Annotated in this window: 15 protein-coding genes; 7 read left to right on the top strand and 8 right to left on the bottom strand. The window is 75.6% G+C overall.

What is annotated here, in order from left to right; genetic code table 11:
* From H505_RS0108795 to H505_RS0108785, 3 genes are all read right to left on the bottom strand, one after another.
* Positions 1–1,332, bottom strand: coding sequence for an ABC transporter substrate-binding protein (locus tag H505_RS0108795; RefSeq protein WP_026401692.1), 1,332 nt, complete (start codon positions 1,330–1,332; stop codon positions 1–3).
* On the bottom strand, positions 1,329–2,561 hold the full coding sequence (locus H505_RS0108790) for an ABC transporter ATP-binding protein (protein WP_026401691.1): 1,233 nt from the start codon (positions 2,559–2,561) through the stop codon (positions 1,329–1,331). Before H505_RS0108790 ends, H505_RS0108795 begins: the two co-directional genes overlap by 4 nt.
* Before the next feature lie 328 nt (positions 2,562–2,889).
* Positions 2,890–3,999, bottom strand: coding sequence for a M24 family metallopeptidase (locus H505_RS0108785; protein WP_245592467.1), 1,110 nt, complete (start codon positions 3,997–3,999; stop codon positions 2,890–2,892).
* A 230-nt stretch (positions 4,000–4,229) separates the two neighbouring features.
* Between H505_RS0108785 and H505_RS47425 the strand changes: the two genes are divergently transcribed.
* From H505_RS47425 to H505_RS0108770, 3 genes are all read left to right on the top strand, one after another.
* On the top strand, positions 4,230–5,156 hold the full coding sequence (locus H505_RS47425; protein ID WP_051300452.1) for a PP2C family protein-serine/threonine phosphatase: 927 nt from the start codon (positions 4,230–4,232) through the stop codon (positions 5,154–5,156).
* Between the two features lie 40 nt (positions 5,157–5,196).
* On the top strand, positions 5,197–6,114 hold the full coding sequence (locus H505_RS0108775) for a 5'-3' exonuclease (RefSeq protein WP_026401689.1): 918 nt from the start codon (positions 5,197–5,199) through the stop codon (positions 6,112–6,114).
* Positions 6,115–6,476: 362 nt separating this feature from the next.
* Positions 6,477–7,193, top strand: a complete 717-nt coding sequence (locus H505_RS0108770; protein WP_026401688.1) for a Crp/Fnr family transcriptional regulator — start codon at positions 6,477–6,479, stop codon at positions 7,191–7,193.
* Between the two features lie 57 nt (positions 7,194–7,250).
* Here H505_RS0108770 and H505_RS0108765 read toward each other — a convergent pair whose 3' ends face one another.
* Both H505_RS0108765 and nirB read right to left on the bottom strand, forming a co-directional pair.
* On the bottom strand, positions 7,251–8,759 hold the full coding sequence (locus H505_RS0108765; RefSeq protein WP_034517248.1) for an FAD-dependent oxidoreductase: 1,509 nt from the start codon (positions 8,757–8,759) through the stop codon (positions 7,251–7,253).
* Positions 8,756–11,278, bottom strand: a complete 2,523-nt coding sequence (gene nirB, locus H505_RS0108760) for a nitrite reductase large subunit NirB (RefSeq protein WP_026401686.1) — start codon at positions 11,276–11,278, stop codon at positions 8,756–8,758. Before nirB ends, H505_RS0108765 begins: the two co-directional genes overlap by 4 nt.
* A gap of 192 nt (positions 11,279–11,470) precedes the next feature.
* Between nirB and H505_RS40655 the strand changes: the two genes are divergently transcribed.
* From H505_RS40655 to H505_RS0108745, 3 genes are all read left to right on the top strand, one after another.
* Positions 11,471–11,842 carry a hypothetical protein gene (locus tag H505_RS40655; RefSeq protein ID WP_051300451.1) on the top strand — a complete coding sequence of 124 codons (372 nt, stop codon included), beginning with the start codon at positions 11,471–11,473 and terminating at the stop codon, positions 11,840–11,842.
* Positions 11,843–12,346: 504 nt separating this feature from the next.
* Positions 12,347–13,579 carry a PucR-like N-terminal domain-containing protein gene (locus H505_RS0108750; RefSeq protein WP_084550016.1) on the top strand — a complete coding sequence of 411 codons (1,233 nt, stop codon included), beginning with the start codon at positions 12,347–12,349 and terminating at the stop codon, positions 13,577–13,579.
* Positions 13,580–14,256: 677 nt separating this feature from the next.
* Complete coding sequence (locus tag H505_RS0108745; protein ID WP_211238427.1) at positions 14,257–15,159, top strand: NAD-dependent protein deacetylase; 903 nt, start codon at positions 14,257–14,259, stop codon at positions 15,157–15,159.
* Between the two features lie 72 nt (positions 15,160–15,231).
* On the opposite strand, the gene H505_RS40650 is transcribed toward H505_RS0108745, so the two are convergent.
* The 3 genes from H505_RS40650 to H505_RS0108730 form a co-directional block, all read right to left on the bottom strand.
* A complete protein-coding gene (locus H505_RS40650) occupies positions 15,232–15,870 on the bottom strand; it encodes a TetR/AcrR family transcriptional regulator (protein WP_051300450.1) in 639 nt (212 codons plus the stop codon).
* Between the two features lie 97 nt (positions 15,871–15,967).
* Positions 15,968–16,810 (bottom strand): ABC transporter permease, encoded by an 843-nt coding sequence (locus H505_RS0108735; RefSeq protein ID WP_026401683.1) that lies wholly within the window; start codon positions 16,808–16,810, stop codon positions 15,968–15,970.
* The gene (locus H505_RS0108730; protein WP_026401682.1) at positions 16,807–17,763 is read right to left on the bottom strand and encodes an ABC transporter ATP-binding protein; all 957 of its coding nucleotides are present in this window, start codon (positions 17,761–17,763) and stop codon (positions 16,807–16,809) included. The genes H505_RS0108735 and H505_RS0108730 overlap by 4 nt, the downstream gene beginning before the upstream one ends.
* Before the next feature lie 219 nt (positions 17,764–17,982).
* On the opposite strand from H505_RS0108730, the gene H505_RS0108725 reads away from it, so the two are divergent.
* Positions 17,983–18,909: an oxygenase MpaB family protein gene (locus H505_RS0108725; protein ID WP_026401681.1), complete on the top strand. Its 927-nt coding sequence runs from the start codon at positions 17,983–17,985 to the stop codon at positions 18,907–18,909.
* Positions 18,910–19,014: the final 105 nt, after the last annotated feature.

The raw sequence follows: 19,014 nt of genomic DNA, 5'->3' as shown, positions 1-19,014 counted from the left end.
TTACTTGCCGTACGCCTCGGCGGCCGCGGACTCCAGCCTCTTCTGCGTCCCCTCGACGTCGGTCGGGTTCTGCACGAACTGGCGCAGCGCCTCCCACATGCCGTCGCCTGGGGTCGCGCCGAACGCGGCGGGCGTCAGGTCGGACATGTCGTAGCGGGCGGCGTCCCCGGCGGCCTGGAGCTGCTGGATGAGCTGCTTGGCGATCGGGTCGGAGTAGGCGTCCGGCGGCACGTTCTTGTTCGGGGTGAGGTAGCCGCCGAGCCCGGCCCAGGTCTTGCCCGCCTCGGGCGAGGCGAGGAACTTCATCAGCTCCTGGGTGCCCTTGTCGTCGGTCAGCGCGACGGCGACGTCGCCGCCGAGGATGGCCGGCGCCGTGTCCCCGGCCTGCGGGAACGGGAACACCTTGGCGTCCGTGCCGACCTTGGCCTCGGTGGTGCCGATGTTGGCGGCGGCGAAGTCGCCGCCGTACACCATGGCGCCCTTCTGCTCGCCGAAGACCTGCGTGACCGACTCGTCGAACTTGGTCTTGGTGGCGGTGGCGACGCCGCCGTTGAGGAAGTCGGGCTTGCCCCAGATCTTCGCGAGGGTCTCCAGCGCGTCGGCGACGGTCTTGTCGGTCCACTTGAGCTCGTGCTCGGCGAGCTTGTCGTAGTTCTCCGGCCCGGCCTGCGACAGGTAGACGTTCTCGAACCAGTCGGTGAGCGTCCAGGAGTCCTGCGGCCCGGCGGCCAGCGTGAACGGGGTGGTGCCGGAGTTCAGCAGCGTCGTGGACGCCTGGGCCAGCTCGTCGAACGTCTTCGGGGGCTGGACGCCCGCGGTGGAGAACGCCTCCGGCGAGTACCAGATGATCGACTTGTAGGCGGCCTTGATCATCACGCCGTAGGTCTTGCCGTCGCTGGAGCCGAGCTCCTTCCAGTACGGCTCGAAGTTCTTCTCGACCTCCCCGACGACGTCGGCGCCGAGCGGCTTGAGCTTGCCGTCCTCGGCGTACTGCTGCATCAGCCCCGGCTGCGGCAGGATCGCCACGTCCGGCGGGTTGCCGGCCGACAGCCGCGGGCCGAGGAACGCGTCGGTGTTCTCGCCGGTGGAGGCGTAGTTGACGGTCGCGCCGCTCTGCTTCTCGAACGCGTCGAGGACCTTGCGGAAGTTCTCCTCCTCCGGGCCGGTCCACTTCGCCGCGACCTCGACCGTGACGCCCTTCAGCGGGCCGTCTCCGCCGCCGTCGCCCTCACCGCCGCCGTCGTCCCCGCCGCACGCCGCGGCGGACGACACCAGCATCCCCGCCGCGACCGCCGCGCCGAACGCCCGGCGGCCGAACCATGAGACCCTCATCCCTCATCCTTCCTGAGCGGACCGGCCGTGTCGTCTGCTCCCCAGATCGACGCGCCGGACTCGATATCGAAGAAGTGCAGGCGCCCGGTGTCGACGCGGATCGTCACCGGGTCGCCCGCCTTCACGCGGGTGCGGGGGCTGAACCGGGCGACGACGTCGGTGCGCTCCTCGCGCGCGCCGCCCGGCATGTCGGCCCCCGCGTCGCGGGCGAGCTCCTTGGTGTCCTCGGTGACGACCGGCGCCGCCTCGACCGCGAAGTGGACGAGCACGTCCGAACCCATCGCCTCCACCAGATCGGCGGCGGCCTCCAGCCGGGTCCCCTCGGGGGCCTCGGCGAGTTCGGCGTCCTCCATGTCCTCGGGGCGGATGCCGACGACGACGTCGCGCCCCAGGTAGGACGCCAGGGCCGGGCGCTCGGTCAGCACCGCGGGCGGCAGCGTCAGCGTGCGGGCGCCGATCTCCAGGCGCGGGTTCTCCGCGTCCCCGGTGAGGGCGCCCTTGAGCAGGTTCATGGCCGGCGATCCGATGAAGCCGGCGACGAAGAGGTTCGCGGGCCGGTCGTAGAGCTCCTGGGGCGGCGCGACCTGCTGCAGCTCGCCCTTCTTCATGACCGCGACCCGGTCGCCGAGCGTCATCGCCTCGGTCTGGTCGTGCGTGACGTAGACCGTGGTGACGCCGAGGTCCCGCTGCAGGCGGGCGATCTCGGCGCGCATCTGCACGCGCAGCTTCGCGTCGAGGTTCGACAGCGGCTCGTCCATCAGGAACGCCTGCGGCTCGCGGACGATCGCGCGGCCCATCGCGACGCGCTGCCGCTGGCCGCCCGACAGGTTGCGGGGCTTGCGGCCCAGGTGCTCGGTGAGCCCGAGGATCTCGGCGGCCCGGTCGACCTTCTCGCGGATCTCGGCCTTCGGCAGCTTGCGCAGCGACAGGCCGAACCCGATGTTGTCGCGGACCGACAGGTGCGGGTACAGGGCGTAGCTCTGGAACACCATCGCGACGTCGCGGTCGCGGGCGGGCACCCGGTTCACGACGCGGCCGCCGATGGTCACCTCGCCCTCGGAGATGTCCTCGAGGCCGGCGACCATCCGCAGCGCGGTCGTCTTGCCGCAGCCGGAGGGGCCGACCAGGACGAGGAACTCCCCGTCGGCGATGTGGAGGTTCAGGTCGGTCACGGCCCGCGTGCCGTCGGGATAGACCTTCCCGACGCTGGTCAGGTCGACCTCTGCCACGGCGTCTCCTCTTCTTCCGGCACGGGTTCCCCCGGGCGCGTCCGGGCAGGTGGAAGCCCTGTCCGCGCCGGCGGGAGAAACGGTCTCTACCCCGGCGTAACTTGCAACAAGGTGGTACATGGCGGAACGCCCCCACCGCAATACGCGGTGTGCCGGGGAACGCATTTGGTGCAGAGATCGTTATCGTCGCGATCCCGGCCGTTGACGGGCCTCTCCGCCGCCGCATTCGGGGCCGTCCGAAATGCGGAAAGGGCGGGACGAAAACGCCCCGCCCTTCCGTGGTTCCCGATCGGAAACCGGGTCTTACCCGAACCGCCTGATCAGAGGGTCAGCCGACGATCACGAGTCCGCGCCCGGTCACGTTCATCGGCTCGTGGCCGTCCTCGGTGCACACGACGATGTCCTCGATGCGGGCGCCGTGCGGCCCCGGGTAGATGCCGGGCTCGATGGAGAACGCCATCCCGGGCTCGAGCGGCTCGGTGTTGCCCGCGACGATGTACGGCTCCTCGTGCGACTCCAGGCCGATGCCGTGCCCGGTCCGGTGGAAGAAGTGCTCGCCGTGGCCCGCCGCCGCGATGACGTCCCGGCCCGCCGCGTCCACCGCCTCCGGCGTCGCCCCCGGCCGGACGGCCGCGCACGACGCGCGCTGCGCCTCCTCCAGCACCGCGTAGTAGGCGCGGTACTCGGCGGGCGGCTCCCCCACGCAGTAGTTGCGGGTGGAGTCGGAGCAGTAGCCGGACGGCATCGTCCCGCCGATGTCGACCACGACCGGCTCGCCCGGCCGGATCTCCCGGTCCGACAGCTCTGCGTGCGGGTTGGCGCCGTTCGGGCCCGACCCGACGATCACGAAGTCGACCCGCTCGTGCCCCTCGGCGATGATGGCGTCCGCGATGTCGCGGCCCACCTCCCGCTCGGTGCGACCCGGCCGCAGGAACTCCGGCACCCGGCGGTGCACCCGGTCGATCGCGGCGCCCGCCTCGCGCAGCGCCGCCACCTCGGCCGCGCTCTTGCGCATGCGCAGCTCCCGCAGCACCGACCCCGCCGCGACCTGCTCGGCGCCCGGCAGCGCGGCCCGGAACCGCAGCGCCATGACCGCCCACATCCGGTCGGCGACCCCGACCCGCGCGAGGTCCCGGGGCAGCCGGGCCGCGGCGAGCGCGAACGGGTCGTCGGTCTCGTCCCACGGCACGAACTCGATCCCGAGGCCGCCGGCGGGCGACTCCCGCGCGGCGGGCAGCTCCAGCCGCGGGACCATCATGAACGCGTCGCCGGACGCGGGCACCACCAGGCACGTGAGCCGTTCGAGCGGCAGCGCGTCGTAGCCGGTGACGTAGCGCAGGTCGGGCCCCGGGGTCAGCAGCACCGCCCCCAGTCCCGCCTTCGCCGTCGCCTCCCGGACGCGGCCGAGCCGCTCGCGCGGATACAACTCCGTCGTCACATCCGTCTCCATCTTCGCGGGCAGCGGCGTGCGCGGCCGCCGGGCCGCCCGCCTCGCGGTGCGCCTCCGGCGATGCGCGATCGCCGCTTCCTCCTCCCCTGTGACCTGGTCCTGTTACATTCTGCATGTGCTCCGACACAGGATGATCCGCCTCGGATACGCCCCCAGCATCGCAAGAACCGGCGGGCGGCGCCGCCCCGGGCCTCCCCGCCGGCACGGCGGCTGACCGGGTGCCCGCGAGGGAGACCGGCCGCGCCGCCGGGCGGGCGGCGGGCCGGGCCGACGCGAGACCGGACGCACGGGCCGAGACGCGGGCCGAGACGCGGGCCGGGGAGCGCGCCGAACGGCTCCGGGCCGCGAGGGCCGCCGCGCTCGCCGCCGGGGAGGCCGCCGCCGCCGACCGGCGGCGCCGCCGGGCCGCCGGGGAGCGCCGCGTCGCCGTCGAACTGCAGCGCGCGGTGCTGCCGCTGCCCCGCGGCGTCCGCGACCTGCCCGGCCTGCGCGTCGCCGTCCGGTACCTGCCGGCGCGCGACGAGACCCGGGTCGGCGGCGACTGGTACGAGGCGGCGGCGCTGGCCCCGGACGAGGTGCTGCTCGCCGTCGGGGACGTGGCGGGCCACGGCCCGGCGGCCGCCGCCGAGATGGCCCGGCTGCGCGGCGCCCTCGGCGGCCTCGCCCGCACCGGCGCGTCCCCGGGCGCCCTGCTCGGCCTGCTCAACGAGACCCTGGCGGGCCCGGGCGGCACCTCCTCCGGCGCCCCGGATCCGCGCACGGCGAGCGCCGTCGCCGCCCGGTACCGCCCCGGCGCGCGGCTGCTCACCTGGGCGCGGGCCGGGCACCCGCCGCCGGTCCTGCTGCGCGGCCGCCGCGCCCGCCCGCTGGACGCGCCCGGCGGCGTGCTGCTCGGTGTCGCGGGCGCGCCCCGCCCCGCCGACGCCGAGATCCGGTTGCGCCGCGACGATCTGCTGCTGCTCTACACCGACGGCCTCGTCGCGCGGCGCGGCCGGGACCCCGCGGACGGGCCGGCGATGCTGTGCGCGGCCGCCGCGGAACGGCACGCCGCGCCGCCGGACGCCGTCGTCGACCACGTCCTGCGGTCGCTGGGCGCCGCCAACCCCGACGACGACATCTGCCTGCTCGCCGCGCGGGTGACGTGAGCGGACGCGGAGCGTCGCACCCGCGTGGAAGGATGTGCGCATGAGCGGGCTGATGCTGCTGGACACGCCGTCGCTGTACTTCCGCGCCTTCTTCGGGGTGCCCGAGTCGGTCACGGCCCCGGACGGGACGCCGGTGAACGCGGTGCGCGGGCTCGTCGACATGATCGCGCGGCTCGTCCAGGACCGCTCCCCCGACCGGCTCGTCTGCTGCATGGACGCCGACTGGCGGCCCGCGTTCCGGGTGGCGGCGCTGCCGTCCTACAAGGCGCACCGCGTCGCCGAGGACGGCGGCGACCAGACGCCCGACCCGCTGTCCGCGCAACTGCCGATCATCGACGCCGTGCTGGACGCCTTCGGGCTGGCCCGCACGGGCGTGCCCGGGTTCGAGGCCGACGACGTCATCGGCACGCTCGCGGTGCGCGGCGCCGCCGACGGGCCCGTCGACATCGTGACCGGCGACCGCGACCTGTTCCAGCTCGTCGACGACCGCGGGCCGGTCTCCGTGCTGTACACCGCGCGGGGCGTCCGGAACCTGCAGGTGATGGGCGAGAAGGAGGTCGCGGAGAAGTACGGCATCCCGGGCCGCGGCTACGCCGACTACGCGACGCTGCGCGGCGACCCCAGCGACGGGCTGCCGGGCGTCCCGGGGGTCGGCGACAAGACGGCGGCGGCGCTGGTCACCCGGTTCGGCTCGGTCGCGGGCATCCTCGCGGCGCTCGACGGGGGCGACGAGGGCTTCCCGGCGGGGGCGCGCAAGCGGATCGACGCCGCCCGCGACTACCTCGCGTCGGCCGAGACCGTGGTCCGCGTCGTCACCGACATCGAGGCGCCGGAGCTGGCCGCGCTGGACGACCGCCTTCCCGCGGGCGCGCGGGACCCGGAGGCGCTGGTGGAGCTGGCGGACCGGTGGAACCTCTCGAGCCCGGTGAACCGGCTGCTGAACGCCCTGGCGCGCTGACCGCCTCCCCCGCACGCCCCCCGGCGGGACCGCCTCCGCACGCCTCCCCGCACGGCCGCGCGGCACCGCCGGCGCAATCCCGGTTACAAGTTGCACCGAAAGTGTCAGATGACGCAGACCGGCCGTGCCCGCGGATGCAGCATCGTGAACGGTAAGGGGCTTTCCTTGGCACATGCATGCAGCACGCACAGCGCCGCGAGGCCGGTCGTGACCCCCGGCCGGCCGCGACGGCGGCATGGACGGACCGGCACCCGGGGCTTTGGGCCTCATCGCCCCACTCCCCCCATCGCCGCGGGTGCCGGTTCACGCATCGTCCCGGCCGCGCCTCCGGGGCGCGGCCGGGACGCGGCGGGGGCCCCGCGGTGAGCCCGGCGACGGCCCGTGCCGCGCGGAGCGCGGGGCACGGCTTCTGGGCGGACCTCGACGGGGCGCAGCGGGCGGCGCTGCGCCGGGCGGGCCGCCCCCGCTCCTACCCGCCCCGGACCCCGCTGTGCTACCAGGGCGAGGACTCCGACCACATCATCGTGATCGAGCGGGGCTGGGCGAAGGTCGCGTCGGCGACGGAGGACGGCCGGGAGATCGTCCTGGCCGTGCGCGGGCCGGGCGACCTGGTGTGCGAGAGCGCGGTGCTGGGCGGCCGGCAGCGGTCGGCCGCCGTGACGGCGCTCGGCGCGGTGCGGGCGCTGATCGTCCCGGCGGCCCGCTTCACCGCGTTCCTGGACGCCCATCCCGGGATGTGGCTGCTGGTCAGCGGGACGTTCGTGCGGCGCCTGGACGACGCCGACCGGCGCCTGCAGGCGACGGTGTCCGCACAGGGCGCCCGGCGGCTGGCGCTGCTGCTGGCCGACCTCGCCGACCTGTCCGCCCGGCACGCGCCGCCCGCGGCGGGCGGCGGGATCGAGATCGCCCCGCCGCTCTCCCAGGGCGAGCTGGGCGGCTGCATCGACGCCTCCCGCGAGACGGTCGCGCGGGCGCTCGCCGTCCTCCGCGGCGCGGGCCACGTCCGGACGGCCCGCCGCCGCATCACCGTCCGGGACCCCGAGGCGCTCCGGATCTTCGCCGAGAGCGCACTGGACTGACGGCCCCCGCGGACGTCCCGCCCGGCTCCTTTACGTTGTAGATCAGTAAGGCGGCCGTCAGCGGGGTGCGGCGGCCGCCGGCTCCCGCCGGTCGGGGGTCTCCTGGTCGGCGAGCCAGCCGAGGATGCCCTCGACGGCGTCGCGGCAGCCGCCGCAGCCGGTCCCCGCGCGGGTCTCGCGGGCGACGTCGTCGGCGGTGCGGGCGCCGTCCTCCCACGCCTCCCGGACGCGGCGCTTGGTGACGCCGTTGCACTGGCAGACGGTCGCGGCGTCCGGCATCCGCAGCGGCGAGTCGGCCCGCGCCCCGCCGCCGTCCCGGCCCGCGCCGGGGAACAGCAGCGACAGGCGTTCGGCGGGCAGCGGCGCGGCGCGGTCGTAGAGCTGGGTGAGGGTCCCGGCGGCGGCGGTCTCGCCGAGCAGGATCGCGCCGATCAGCCGGCCGTCCCGGATGACGGCCTTCTTGTAGGTGCCGCGGGAGACGTCGGTGAACCGGACGACCTCGACGCCGTCGTCCTCGTCGCCGAAGTGGGTCTCCCCCATCGACGCGAGCTCGATCCCGGCGGCCTTGAGCCGGGTGATCTGCCGGGCGCCGGTGAAGCGGGCGCCGGGCTCGGTCCCGGCGAGCAGCCCGGCGAGGATCCCCGCCTGCTCCCAGGCGGGCGCGACCAGCCCGTACACCTCGTCGCGGTGCTCGGAGCACTCCCCGATGGCGCGGACGGACGGGTCGGCGACCGAGCGCAGCTCGTCGTCGACGATCACGCCGCGGCCGACGGCGAGGCCGGCGGCGCGGGCGAGCCCGGTCTCGGGCCGGACGCCGCAGGCGACGACGACCAGGTCCGCGTCGATCGTCTCGGCGGCGCCGCCGGCGTCCAGCTCCACGCCGGTGACGCGGCGGTCGCCGCCCGTCCCGGACGTCCGCACGCCGGTGACGCCGACACCGACGCGGGACCCGACGCCCAGCCCGGCGAGCGTCCGCGCCAGGACCCGGCCCGCGGCGGGGTCGAGCTGCCGTTCCATCAGGTGGCCGGCCAGGTGCAGGACGGTGACGTCCAGGCCGCGTCCGGCGAGGCCGCGCGCGGCCTCGATGCCGAGCAGCCCGCCGCCGATCACCACGGCGCGGCGCGCGGTGGCGGCGAGCTCGCTGATGCGGCGGCAGTCGTCGAGGGTGCGGAACGCGAGCGCGCCGCGCGGCAGGCCCTCGGCGAGGCCGGGCAGCGGCGGGACGAACGCGGTGCTGCCGGTGGCGAGGACGAGCGTGCCGTACGGGGTGGCGGTCCCGTCGGACGCGTGCACGGTGCGGGCGGCGCGGTCGATGCGGGTCACCTCGACGCCGAGGCGCGCATCGACGCCGTGCGCCGCGTACCAGGCGGCGTCGACGAGCGCGATGTGCTCGGGGTCGGCGGCCCCGGCGAGGACGTTCGACAGCAGCACCCGGTTGTAGGGCCGCTGCGGCTCCGCGCCGAACACGGTGATCGGGACGGACGGGTCCCGGTCGCGCAGCTCGCCGACGAACCGGGATCCGGCCATGCCGTTGCCGACGACGACGACGCCGGGCGCGGCGCTCATCGGCCCACCGCCTCGGGCCGCCGCGCGTCGATCTGCAGCAGCGGCTTGATCTGCTCGCGCTCGACCTCGAACTCGATGCTGGGGTCGGGCGTCTCGGGCGCGTTGACGAACGAGACGAACCGGCGGAGCCGCTCGGGGTCGTCCAGCACGTCGCTCCACTCGTCGGAGTAGGACGCGACGTGCCGTTCCATGGCGGCGTCGAGTTCGGCGCAGATGCCGAGGGCGTCGTCCATGACCACCTCCCGCAGGTAGTCGAGACCGCCGTCCAGGTCCTCCAGCCAGCTCGCGGTGCGCTGCAGCCGGTCGGCGGTGCGGATGTAGAACATCAGGAACCGGTCGATCGCGGTGACCAGCTCGTCGTCGGACAGGTCGCTCGCGAGCAGGTCGGCGTGCCGGGGCCGCATGCCGCCGTTGCCGGCGACGTAGAGGTTCCAGCCGTTCTCGGTGGCGATGATCCCGAAGTCCTTGCTCTGCGCCTCGGCGCACTCGCGGGCGCAGCCGGACACGGCCGACTTCAGCTTGTGGGGGGCGCGCAGCCCCCGGTACCGCAGCTCGAGCCGGATCGCCATGGCGACCGAGTCCTGCACGCCGTAGCGGCACCAGGTCGACCCGACGCACGACTTGACCGTCCGCAGCGACTTGCCGTAGGCGTGCCCGGACTCGAACCCGGCGTCGACGAGCCGCCGCCAGATCTGCGGGAGCTGCTCGACGCGGGCGCCGAACAGGTCGATCCGCTGCCCGCCGGTGATCTTGGTGTAGAGGCCGAAGTCGCGGGCGACCTCGCCGATCACGATCAGCTTCTCGGGGGTGATCTCGCCGCCGGGGACGCGCGGGACGACCGAGTACGTGCCGTTCTTCTGCAGGTTGGCGAGGAAGTGGTCGTTGGTGTCCTGCAGGGCCGCCTGCTCGCCCTCGAGGATGTGGCCGTTGCCGAGGCTGGCGAGGATGGACGCGACGGCGGGCTTGCAGATGTCGCAGCCGCGGCCCCGCCCGTGCTCCTGCACCAGGCGGGTGAAGCTGGTGATGCCGCTCGCGCGGACGATGTCGAACAGCTCGGCGCGGCTGTGGTCGAAGTGCTCGCAGATCGCCTTGCTGACCTCGACGCCCGCCGCGGTCAGCTCGGCGTCCAGGAGCTTCTTCACCAGCGGGACGCAGCTTCCGCAGCTCGTCCCGGCGCGGGTGCACACCTTGACCTCGCCGAGATCGGTCAGCGACCGCTCCGTGACCGCGCCGCGGATCGTCTCGGCCGTCACGTTGTTGCAGGAGCACACCACCGTGGCGCCGGGCAGGTCGCCGCCCGCGGCCTCGGTGCCGCCGAACAGCACCTGGTCGGGGGTGCCGGGCAGGGCGCCGCCGACCTGGGCGCGCAGCACCGCGTAGGAGTCGGCGTCGCCGACCAGCACGCCGCCCAGCAGCGTGCGGGCGTCGTCGCTGACCACGATCTTCTTGTAGACCTTCGCGACGGGGTCGGTGTAGGTGACGCCGAGCGCCCCGCCGTCCCGGTCGGCGAACGGGTCGCCGAAGCTGGCGACGTCCACGCCCATCAGCTTGAGCTTCGTCGACGGGTCCGCGCCCTCGAACACCGCGGGGTCGGCCGGCTCCAGCAGCCGCCCGGCGACGGTCTCGGCCATGGCGAAGCACGGCGCGACCAGCCCGTACACGACCCCGTCGACGAGGGCGCACTCGCCGATCGCGAAGATCGCGGGGTCCTCGGTGCGGCAGGCGGAGTCGACGACGATCCCGCCGCGCTCCCCCACCGGCAGGCCGCAGCCGCGCGCCAGCTCGTCCCGGGGCCGGATCCCGGCGGAGAACACCACGAGCCCGGCGTCCAGCACGGCGCCGTCGGCCATCCGCACGCTCGCGACGGCGCCGTCCGGCCCGGCCTCCAGCGCGCTCATCGGGGTGCCGGCGCGCACGTCCATCCCGAGGGCCTCGATGTGCCGGCGCAGCATCGCGCCGCCGCCCTCGTCGAGCTGGCGCGGCATCAGCCACGGCGCCACCTCGACCACGGCGCTGCGCAGCCCGAGGCCCTGCACGGCGCGGGCCGCCTCGAGCCCGAGCAGCCCGCCGCCGACGACCGCGCCGGTCGTCCGCCCGGCCGCGTACGCGCGGATGGCGTCGAGGTCGTCGATCGTCCGGTAGACGAACACGCCGGGCAGGTCGGCGCCGGGCACGGGCGGGACGAACGGCGCGGACCCGGTCGCGAGGACGAGCGCGTCGTACGGCACCTCGCGTCCCGCGTCGGTGGCGACCGTCCGCGCGGCGCGGTCGATCCCGGTGACCCGCTCGCCGGTGACGACGGCGACCGCGTCGTCGTGCGGCGGGTACGCGAGGTCGGCGCCCTCCAGGTGCGTGGTCAGCGCCACCCGGTCGTAGGCGGTCCGGCTCTCCTCGCCGATGACGGTCACGTGCCAGGTCCCGGCGGCGTCGCGCTCGCGCAGGACCTCCACCAGGCGGTGCGCGGCCGGGCCGTGGCCCACCACGACCAGCCGCCGGACGATGTCGTTGTCGGCTCCCATGACGCCGATCATCGGGCGGGCGTATTACCCGTGCAGGTCCCGGATGTCACTCGCGCGTTAACTGGCCCTCACCGCCCGCATCTCGCCGACACGGGCCCGTAACGTCCGCCGTCCCCGCAGGTCGTCCCCGTTAGTCCCTGGTCGGGCGGGTACCACACCCCCGACAGCCGCACGACTCGAAGGGGGAGCCCGATGGGCGAGTCGCACCACCCGATCCAGGGCGAGCATCGCTACGAGCAGGAGGTGACCTCGGCGGACGAGCACGAGGAGCGTCCCGGCAAGAGCCTCGTCACCACCGACCACGAGGTCATCCGGCGGTGGGCCGAGGAGCGCGGGGCCGAGCCGTCGACCGTGCCCGGCAGCGAGTACGGGGGCCGCCCGGGGCGGCTGCGCCTCGACTTCCCCGGCTACGGCGGCGAGAACCTCGAGCACATCTCCTGGGACGACTGGTTCCGCACGTTCGACGAGCGCGAACTGAACTTCATCTACCAGGAGCACAAGAAGGACGGCGTCCAGAGCAACTTCTTCCGGCTGGAGAACCCCTCCCGGGGCGAGGACCGCTGACCGCCCGTCCCCGGACGTCCCGCCGGCCATAGCGGCGGCGGGCGGGCCCTCGGCGGCGCGCCCCGGCACCCGGCGCACGGCCGCGGCGGCGCCGTCCCGCGTGCCCGCGAGCACGCCGGGCGGGTCCCGCCCTTTACGCAGTAAGGTTCATGCGGGGGCCGCTGTGGCGGGCGGCCTGACGGCCCCGCGGACCCCCGGACGTCCACGGCTCAGGAGGCGGCGGCGTGGCCGTCCGGGGGGACGCGGCAGTCGGCTCCTCCACGCCCGCGAACGCCTCGGCGTTTTTCGGCGGGTTCATCGAGCGACACGGGCCCGGCGACCGGCGGGGGCGTCGGAACGGTCCAATTGCTCATTTCGCGATGAGGAGCCGCCGAATTCCGTTGCCGCCGCCCAATCCGGGTGTGCGGGCACACACGTATTTCCGCGGAGCCTTGATCTGGCGGCGGGAGAAGCGAGACTGGCGAGCCCGAAAGCCAGGTGCGTTTCCGATCCCGAGGAGAACCCGTGGCCTCCCCGCCCCTGTCAGTCCGGAGAACCCGCTCCCCGCTGCCGTGCCATGCGCAGCGGGTCCGCATCGGCGACCTGCTCCGCCCGCATCTCGACGCGGTCGTGCGGGAGATCGCCGAGGAGATCCGCCGCCGGCTCCCCGCGTACGCCCACCCCGCCGACAGCGTCCAGGGCCGGCAGATGGTCCGGACGATCGCCACGACGGTCCGCGGCTTCGTGGACTCCGTGGACGACCCGGCGCCCGACTGGTCGCCCCTCACGGACCTGTACGCGCACATCGGCGCCCGCGAGGCGTCCGGCGGGCACGGCCTCGACGGCCTCGAGGCGGCGCTGCGGCTCAGCAGCCGGATCACGTGCCGCCGGTTCATCGGCCACGCCTACGACTTCGGCTGGAGCCGGGAGACCCTGGCGATGCTCACCGAGGCGCACTTCGGGCTCCTCGCGGTCCTCGTCGACGCGGCCGCGGAGGGCTACGCGTCGGCGCGCGAGGAACTGGCGACGCGGCGCGAGCGGGACCGCGGCCGGCTCCGCGACGTCCTGGTGGCCGATCCGCCGATCGGCCGGGAGGCGATCCGCGAGCTGGCGAAGGCCGCGGACTGGACGGCCCCCGAGACGATCTGCGCGGTGGCGCTGCGCGGTCCGCTGGCCGGGACGGCGCGGCTCGTCCCGCCCACGGTGCTGGCGGACTGGTCGGGCGACGCGCCGTACCTGGTGGTGCCCGACCCGGACGGTCCGGGGCAGGATCGGCTGATGGCGGCGCTGGCCGACGCGTGCCCGGGGGCGGCGGTCGGCCCGACGGTCCCGGTGGACCGCGGCGCGGTGTCGCTGCGGTGGGCCCGCCGGGCGGTCGCGCTCGCCGAGGAGGGCGTCCTGCCGGCGGACGGGACGGTCCGCTGCTGCGACCACCTCGCGACGCTGGTCACCGCGGAGGCGCGGGACCTGGTGGAGGCGGCCGCGCCCCGCTACCTGCGGCCGCTGCTGGAGCAGCCGCCGCCGCGCCGGGAGATGCTCGCGGAGACGCTGCTGGCGTACTTCAACAGCGGCTGCAACGCGGTGGTCACCGGGCGGCAGCTGCACATCCACCCGCAGACGGTGCGCTACCGGATCCGGGTGATCAACGACATCTTCGGCGGCGAGCCCGCCGCCCCGGAGACCAAGCTCGCCACCATGATCGCGCTCAACTCGATGCTGCGGATCTTCCCGGACACCATTCCCGCCTCGCCCGCCTGACCCGCCCCCAGCCCCTCGTCGGGCACGCCCGGGCGTCGCCCCGCCCCCGGACCACTTCCCAGGTGGTCCGGACGGGGGCCTCTTCGGGCGCGCGGCCGTGCTGGTCGCGGTCGACTCCGCCGTCGCGGGCGTGATCGACCGGGCCGAGGCGGTCCGGCGCGTGTCGCCGCACGACCTGCGGCACGCGCGCGCCAAGCGGCTCGACACCGCCGGCCTGGACGTCCTCGCCCGCGGTGTCGGCGCCTCCCCGGGCATCGCGACCGGCCGGTCGCGGGCCGAGGGGCGCGGGCCGGTGCGGCGGCGACCGTCCGTGGCCCCTGAGGACGTGGTGAAGGCCCGCGCGTGTTCTTCGGGACGCGGCGCACGGGTGCACCGGTTCCGAGCGTCACGCCGCCGTTCGGGCCGTGCTGGGGGCCTATCGACTGCGCGTCCGCGCGGAAGCGGGGCGATCGGGTGCGGAGCCGCGTACCCCGGCTGCTCGGGCCCGCGTCCGCGGGAACTGCGGGACGGCGGGTCGGCGGGTCGGCGGGTCGGCGGGTCGGCGGGCGACGACGCGCCGTGCGTCCCGTACAGGCGTGTCCCGGTTCTTCGGGCCGGTCCGACCGGTCCTCGGCCCGCCGGGTTTCCGGTGCCGCGCCGGAGCCCGGGCACGCGTCCGCGTCGGGCACCATGGAGGGGTGACGCAGGTTGTGGATCGGGAGGCCGGGCTGCGCGCTCTGGCGGACCTCGTCTCGGACGGGGACGTCGTGGTGCTGAGCGGCGCCGGGATCTCCACCGAGTCGGGCATCCCGGACTACCGGGGTGAGACGGGACTCAGCAGGCGGCGGGGCGACCCGATGACCTACCAGGCGTTCACCGGCGGCGCCGCGGCGCGCCGCCGGTACTGGGCGCGGAGCCATCTGGGCTGGCGCCACATCAAGGCGGCGCGCCCCAACGCGGGGCACCGGGCGGTCGCGGAGCTGCAGCGCCGCGGTCTGCTGTCGGGAGTCATCACGCAGAACGTGGACGGGCTGCACCAGGCGGCGGGGGCGTCCGGGGTGATCGAGCTGCACGGCTCGCTGGACCGGGTGGTGTGCCTGGCGTGCGGGGCCCGCACGCCCCGCGGTTATCTCGACGCGCGGCTGCGCGCGGCCAACCCCGGGTTCGGGGAGCGGCCCGGCGGGCACGCGGGCGAGCATCCCGGCCTGCACGGGCAGGACGGCTCGGTCAACCCGGACGGCGACGCGGAGCTGGACGACCGGGCGATCGACGGGTTCCGGGTGGTGGGCTGCGACCGGTGCGGCGGGCCGCTGAAGCCGGACGTGGTGTTCTTCGGGGAGAACGTGCCGCCGGCGCGGGTCGCGGACTGCTTCGCGCTGACCGAGCGGGCGGGCGCGCTGCTGGTGCTGGGGTCGTCGCTGACGGTGATGTCGGGGTACCGGTTCGTCCGGCACGCGGCGCGGCGCGGGATCCCGGTCGGGATCGTGAACCGGGGCCCGACGCGGGGCGACGGCGACGCGCTGGTCACGCTGGACGCGCCGCTGGGCGCGACGCTCGGCGCGCTGGTCGAGGGGCTGCCCGAGCCGGCCCCGGCCCCCTGACGTCCCCCGGCGGGGCGGGTCGGCGAGGAGTTCGGCCGGGCGGCGGGGCGGGGCCCGGCACCGCCGCCGGGGTCACCGGGCGCGCTCGTCTCCCCCGCCCGCGGGAAGCCCGGCCTCGGGGCCGCTGCGGCGGAGCAGGCCGACGAGCCCGGCGGTGGCCGCGGCGGCGTCGGTGCCTGGGTCGACGACGGCGTGCAGCAGCAGGCCGTCGACCAGCGCGGCGACCACCACGGCGAGGCCGGCCGGGTCGGCGTCGGGGCGCAGCCCGCCCGCGGCGCGCTGCGCGGCGAACCGGTCGGCGAGCGCGCCGCGGAACGCCGCGAGCTGCTCGACGGTCGCGCGGCGCAGCTCGTCGTCGCGCAGCCCGTGCACGAGCGCCTCGGTGATCACCCGGAGCCTGGGGGCGCCGGTCTCGTCGCCGGCGGCCGGCGGGGCGGTGAGGTCGGTGATCGCGGCGACGAGGCCGTCGAGGACGTCCGGGGCGTCCAGGACCGCCGAGACCGGTCCCTCCAGCTCCCGCTCCAGCGCGTGCAGGACGGCGGCGCGGCGCAGCGCGTCCACGGACCCGAAGTAGTAGTGCACCAGCGCGTTGTTGACCGCGGCGCGCCGGGCGACGGCCCGGGACGTCACGGCGGACCAGCCGTCCTCACCCATGACCGCCACGGCCGCCTCCAGCAGGCGGATCCGTGTCGGCGCCCCCGACCCCGGCATCCCCGACCTCCCGTTCGGTCACGCGCTCGAAGCGCCCGACCGAACACCGTAGCGCGCGCCTCCCCCCGCCGGGCGCGGACGTCCCGGCGGGACCGCGTCAGGCGTCGCGGCGCTTGAGCAGGTACGCGGCGGCCGCCAGCAGCGCGGCCGTCCACAGCGCGAACACGCCGTACCCGGCCCAGGGCGACAGGACGGCGTCGTCGGACGGCGCGGCCGCGGTGATCGCCATGCCCGCGACCGACGGCAGGTAGCCGTGGACGTAGTCGCCGACGGAGCCCGGCAGCAGCGACGCCAGCGGCGACAGCACCAGCACGAACGCGATCACGCCGGTGATGGCGCCCGCGGTGTGCCGGACGATCGCGCCGATCGCCAGGGAGAACAGCCCGAGCATCGCCAGGTACAGGCCGCCGCCGAAGACGGCGCGCAGCACGCCCGGGTCGCCCAGTTCGACGGGGAGCCGGTCGCCGAGGATCACCGAGCCGAGGAAGAACGACCCGAACGACACGGCGACGCCCAGCACGAGGACGAGCGCGGCGAACACGACGGCCTTCGCCCACAGCATCGGCAGCCGGGTCGGGACGGCCAGCAGGCTGGAGCGGATCATGCCGGTGGAGTACTCTGAGGCGATCAGCAGCACGCCGAGCACGCACACCGTCAGCTGGCTGTAGGACAGCCCGGCGCCGAGGAAGAACCCGGCCGGGTCCTCGCCGATCATGGCGCGGTCGCCCTCGTTCATGCTGTCCCACTGCGCGGCGAACACCGCGGCGAGCAGCCCGGTGAAGCCGAGGTGCAGCAGGACGAGCAGGACCAGCGACCACAGGGTCGACTGCACGGTCCGGATCTTGGTCCATTCGGCGAGCAGCAGCGCGGCGAAGCCGGGGCGGCGCGCGCCGGCGGCGGGGGCCGAGGGGGGCGCCGCGTCGGCGGGGGCGGCGGTCATCGGGTCTCCTCCTTCGCGGGGACGGCGGGCGCGCCGGCGGGCGCGGCGGCGGCGGACGTCCCGTATTCGACGGTGTCGCGGGTGAGCTCCATGAAGGCGTCCTCGAGGGAGCCGCGCCGGGGGGTGAGCTCGTGCAGGACGAGGCCCTCGGCGGCGGCGAGCTCGCCGATCCGGGCGGCCTCGAGGTTCGCGACGGTCAGCGCGCCGTCGTCCGCGGCGGTGACCTTGCCGCCCTCGCCGGACAGGACGCCGGTGAGCCGGTCGGCGTCGGGGGTGCGGACGACGACCGTCTTGTCGGTGCTGCGCTCGATGAACTCCTCGGTGGAGCAGTCGGCGATGAGGCGGCCGCGGCCGATGACGATGAGGTGGTCGGCGGTGACGGCCATCTCGTTCATGAGGTGGCTGGACACGAACACCGTCCGGCCGCCGGCGGCGAACCGCTGCATCAGCTGGCGGATCCAGACGACGCCCTCGGGGTCGAGGCCGTTGACCGGCTCGTCCAGGATGAGCACCTCGGGGTCGCCGAGGACCGCCGCGGCGATGCCGAGCCGCTGCCCCATGCCGAGGGAGAAGCCCTGCGCCCGCCGCCCGGCGACGTCGGTGAGGCCGACCAGTTCCAGCACCTCGTCGACCCGCTTGGCCGGGAGGCCCTGGGTCTGCGCGAGGCACAGCAGGTGGTTGCGGGCGCTGCGGCCGGTATGGACGGCCCGCGCCTCCAGGAGCGCGCCGACGGTCCGCATCGGGGCGGGCAGCTTGCTGTAGTGCCGTCCGGCGATGCGGGCCTCGCCGCCGGTGGGCCGGTCGAGGCCGAGCAGCATCCGCATCGTCGTCGACTTGCCGGCGCCGTTCGGCCCGAGGAAGCCGGTCACCCGGCCGGGCTCCACCGTGAAGGAGAGATCATGGACGGCGACTTTCGCGCCGTAGCGTTTGGTGAGGTTCTTGGCCTCGATCATGCAGGAGTCCAGGGGGTCGTCGTGACATTCGGTGACCGTAAAGACCCTATCGGCACGGAATGTCCAGCGGCCTCCTTCTCAGGTCGACCCCGCCTCCGACCTGCGCAGTAGGCACCGGGCGCCGGCGGCGCGGCCCGCACCCATTATTGACGGGACGTCAATAATGGGTGAGGATGCGGGGCACCAGGATCCGGCCGCCGACCGTCCGGGAGGCCCCCCGTGCCCACACCGCCGATCCCGTCCCCCCAGGCCCCCGCGGACCCGTCGCCGCCCGGCGCCGCGGGCACCGGCGCCGCCGCCGACCTCGCCGCCCACCTCGCCGACCGCCTCGCCGACCGGGACGTGCTGCGCGCGTTCGGCGCCGAGCCGATCGTCGGGCTCGGCGCGGGCCGCGCGCTGCTCATGCAGCTCGCGCATCCCGGCGTGGCGCGCGGCGTCGCCGAGCACAGCGACTTCGCCGACCGGCCGCTGGCGCGGCTGTTCGGCACCCTCGACTTCCTGCTGGTCGTCTCCTTCGGGACGCCCGAGGAGGTCGCGCGGATCGCCGCGAAGGTCCGCGGCATCCACACGTCCGTCCGCGGCGAGGGGTACTCCGGCAACGACCCCGGCCTGCAGCTGTGGGTGAACGCGACGCTGATCGACTCGGCGCTGTACCTCCACGAGCGGCTGGGCCGGCCCGGACGCCCGGACGCCGGGCAGGCCGAGGAGTACTACCGGCAGGCGCGGGTCGTCGCCGAGGTGCTGGGCTGCCCGGCGGAGGCGCAGCCGCCCGACCTGGCGTCGTTCCGCGCCTACATGGACGAGATGGTCGCGTCCCTCGAGGTCGACGACAACGCCCGGAAGGTCGCCGCGGCCGTCCTGCACCCCCGGAAGCTGCGGGCGCTCGCGCCGGGCCTGGCGGTGTTCCGCGTCGTCACGGCCGCGCTGCTACCGGAGCCGCTCCGCGAGCAGTACGGGCTGCCGTGGGGGCCGCGGCACCGCCGCGCCGCGGGGCTGGTGCTGGGCGCGGCCGCCCTCGGGCACCGGGTGGTGCCGGGACCGCTGCGGCGCCCGCCGCAGCCGCTGCTGGTCCGGCTGGCCCGGCACCGCGTCGAGCGGACCCTCCGCGAGCGCCGCGCCCGCCGCCGCACCGCCCGCCCCACCTGACCCGGCCCCCGCGCCCCCACCGCCCGACCGGGACGGTCGAGCCGCCGGGGCCCCGGCCTCGCTACGGGACGGTCGAGCCGTCGGGCACGCCGCCCTCACGACGGC

Origin of the sequence: Actinomadura rifamycini DSM 43936 (assembly GCF_000425065.1) — a bacterium.
In the GTDB taxonomy this organism is placed as follows: Bacteria; Actinomycetota; Actinomycetes; order Streptosporangiales; family Streptosporangiaceae; genus Spirillospora; species Spirillospora rifamycini.
This window is presented reverse-complemented; position numbering and strand designations above follow the sequence as displayed.

What these genes read in the sequence shown, in the direction of transcription:
- H505_RS0108735 (WP_026401683.1), bottom strand. Translation starts at nt 16,810, where the DNA reads ATGACCGCCGCCCCCGCCGACGCGGCGCCCCCCTCGGCCCCCGCCGCC.
- H505_RS0108795 (WP_026401692.1), bottom strand. Translation starts at nt 1,332, where the DNA reads ATGAGGGTCTCATGGTTCGGCCGCCGGGCGTTCGGCGCGGCGGTCGCG.
- nirB (WP_026401686.1), bottom strand. Translation starts at nt 11,278, where the DNA reads ATGGGAGCCGACAACGACATCGTCCGGCGGCTGGTCGTGGTGGGCCAC.
- H505_RS40655 (WP_051300451.1), top strand. Translation starts at nt 11,471, where the DNA reads ATGGGCGAGTCGCACCACCCGATCCAGGGCGAGCATCGCTACGAGCAG.
- H505_RS0108765 (WP_034517248.1), bottom strand. Translation starts at nt 8,759, where the DNA reads ATGAGCGCCGCGCCCGGCGTCGTCGTCGTCGGCAACGGCATGGCCGGA.
- H505_RS40650 (WP_051300450.1), bottom strand. Translation starts at nt 15,870, where the DNA reads ATGCCGGGGTCGGGGGCGCCGACACGGATCCGCCTGCTGGAGGCGGCC.
- H505_RS0108775 (WP_026401689.1), top strand. Translation starts at nt 5,197, where the DNA reads ATGAGCGGGCTGATGCTGCTGGACACGCCGTCGCTGTACTTCCGCGCC.
- H505_RS0108730 (WP_026401682.1), bottom strand. Translation starts at nt 17,763, where the DNA reads ATGATCGAGGCCAAGAACCTCACCAAACGCTACGGCGCGAAAGTCGCC.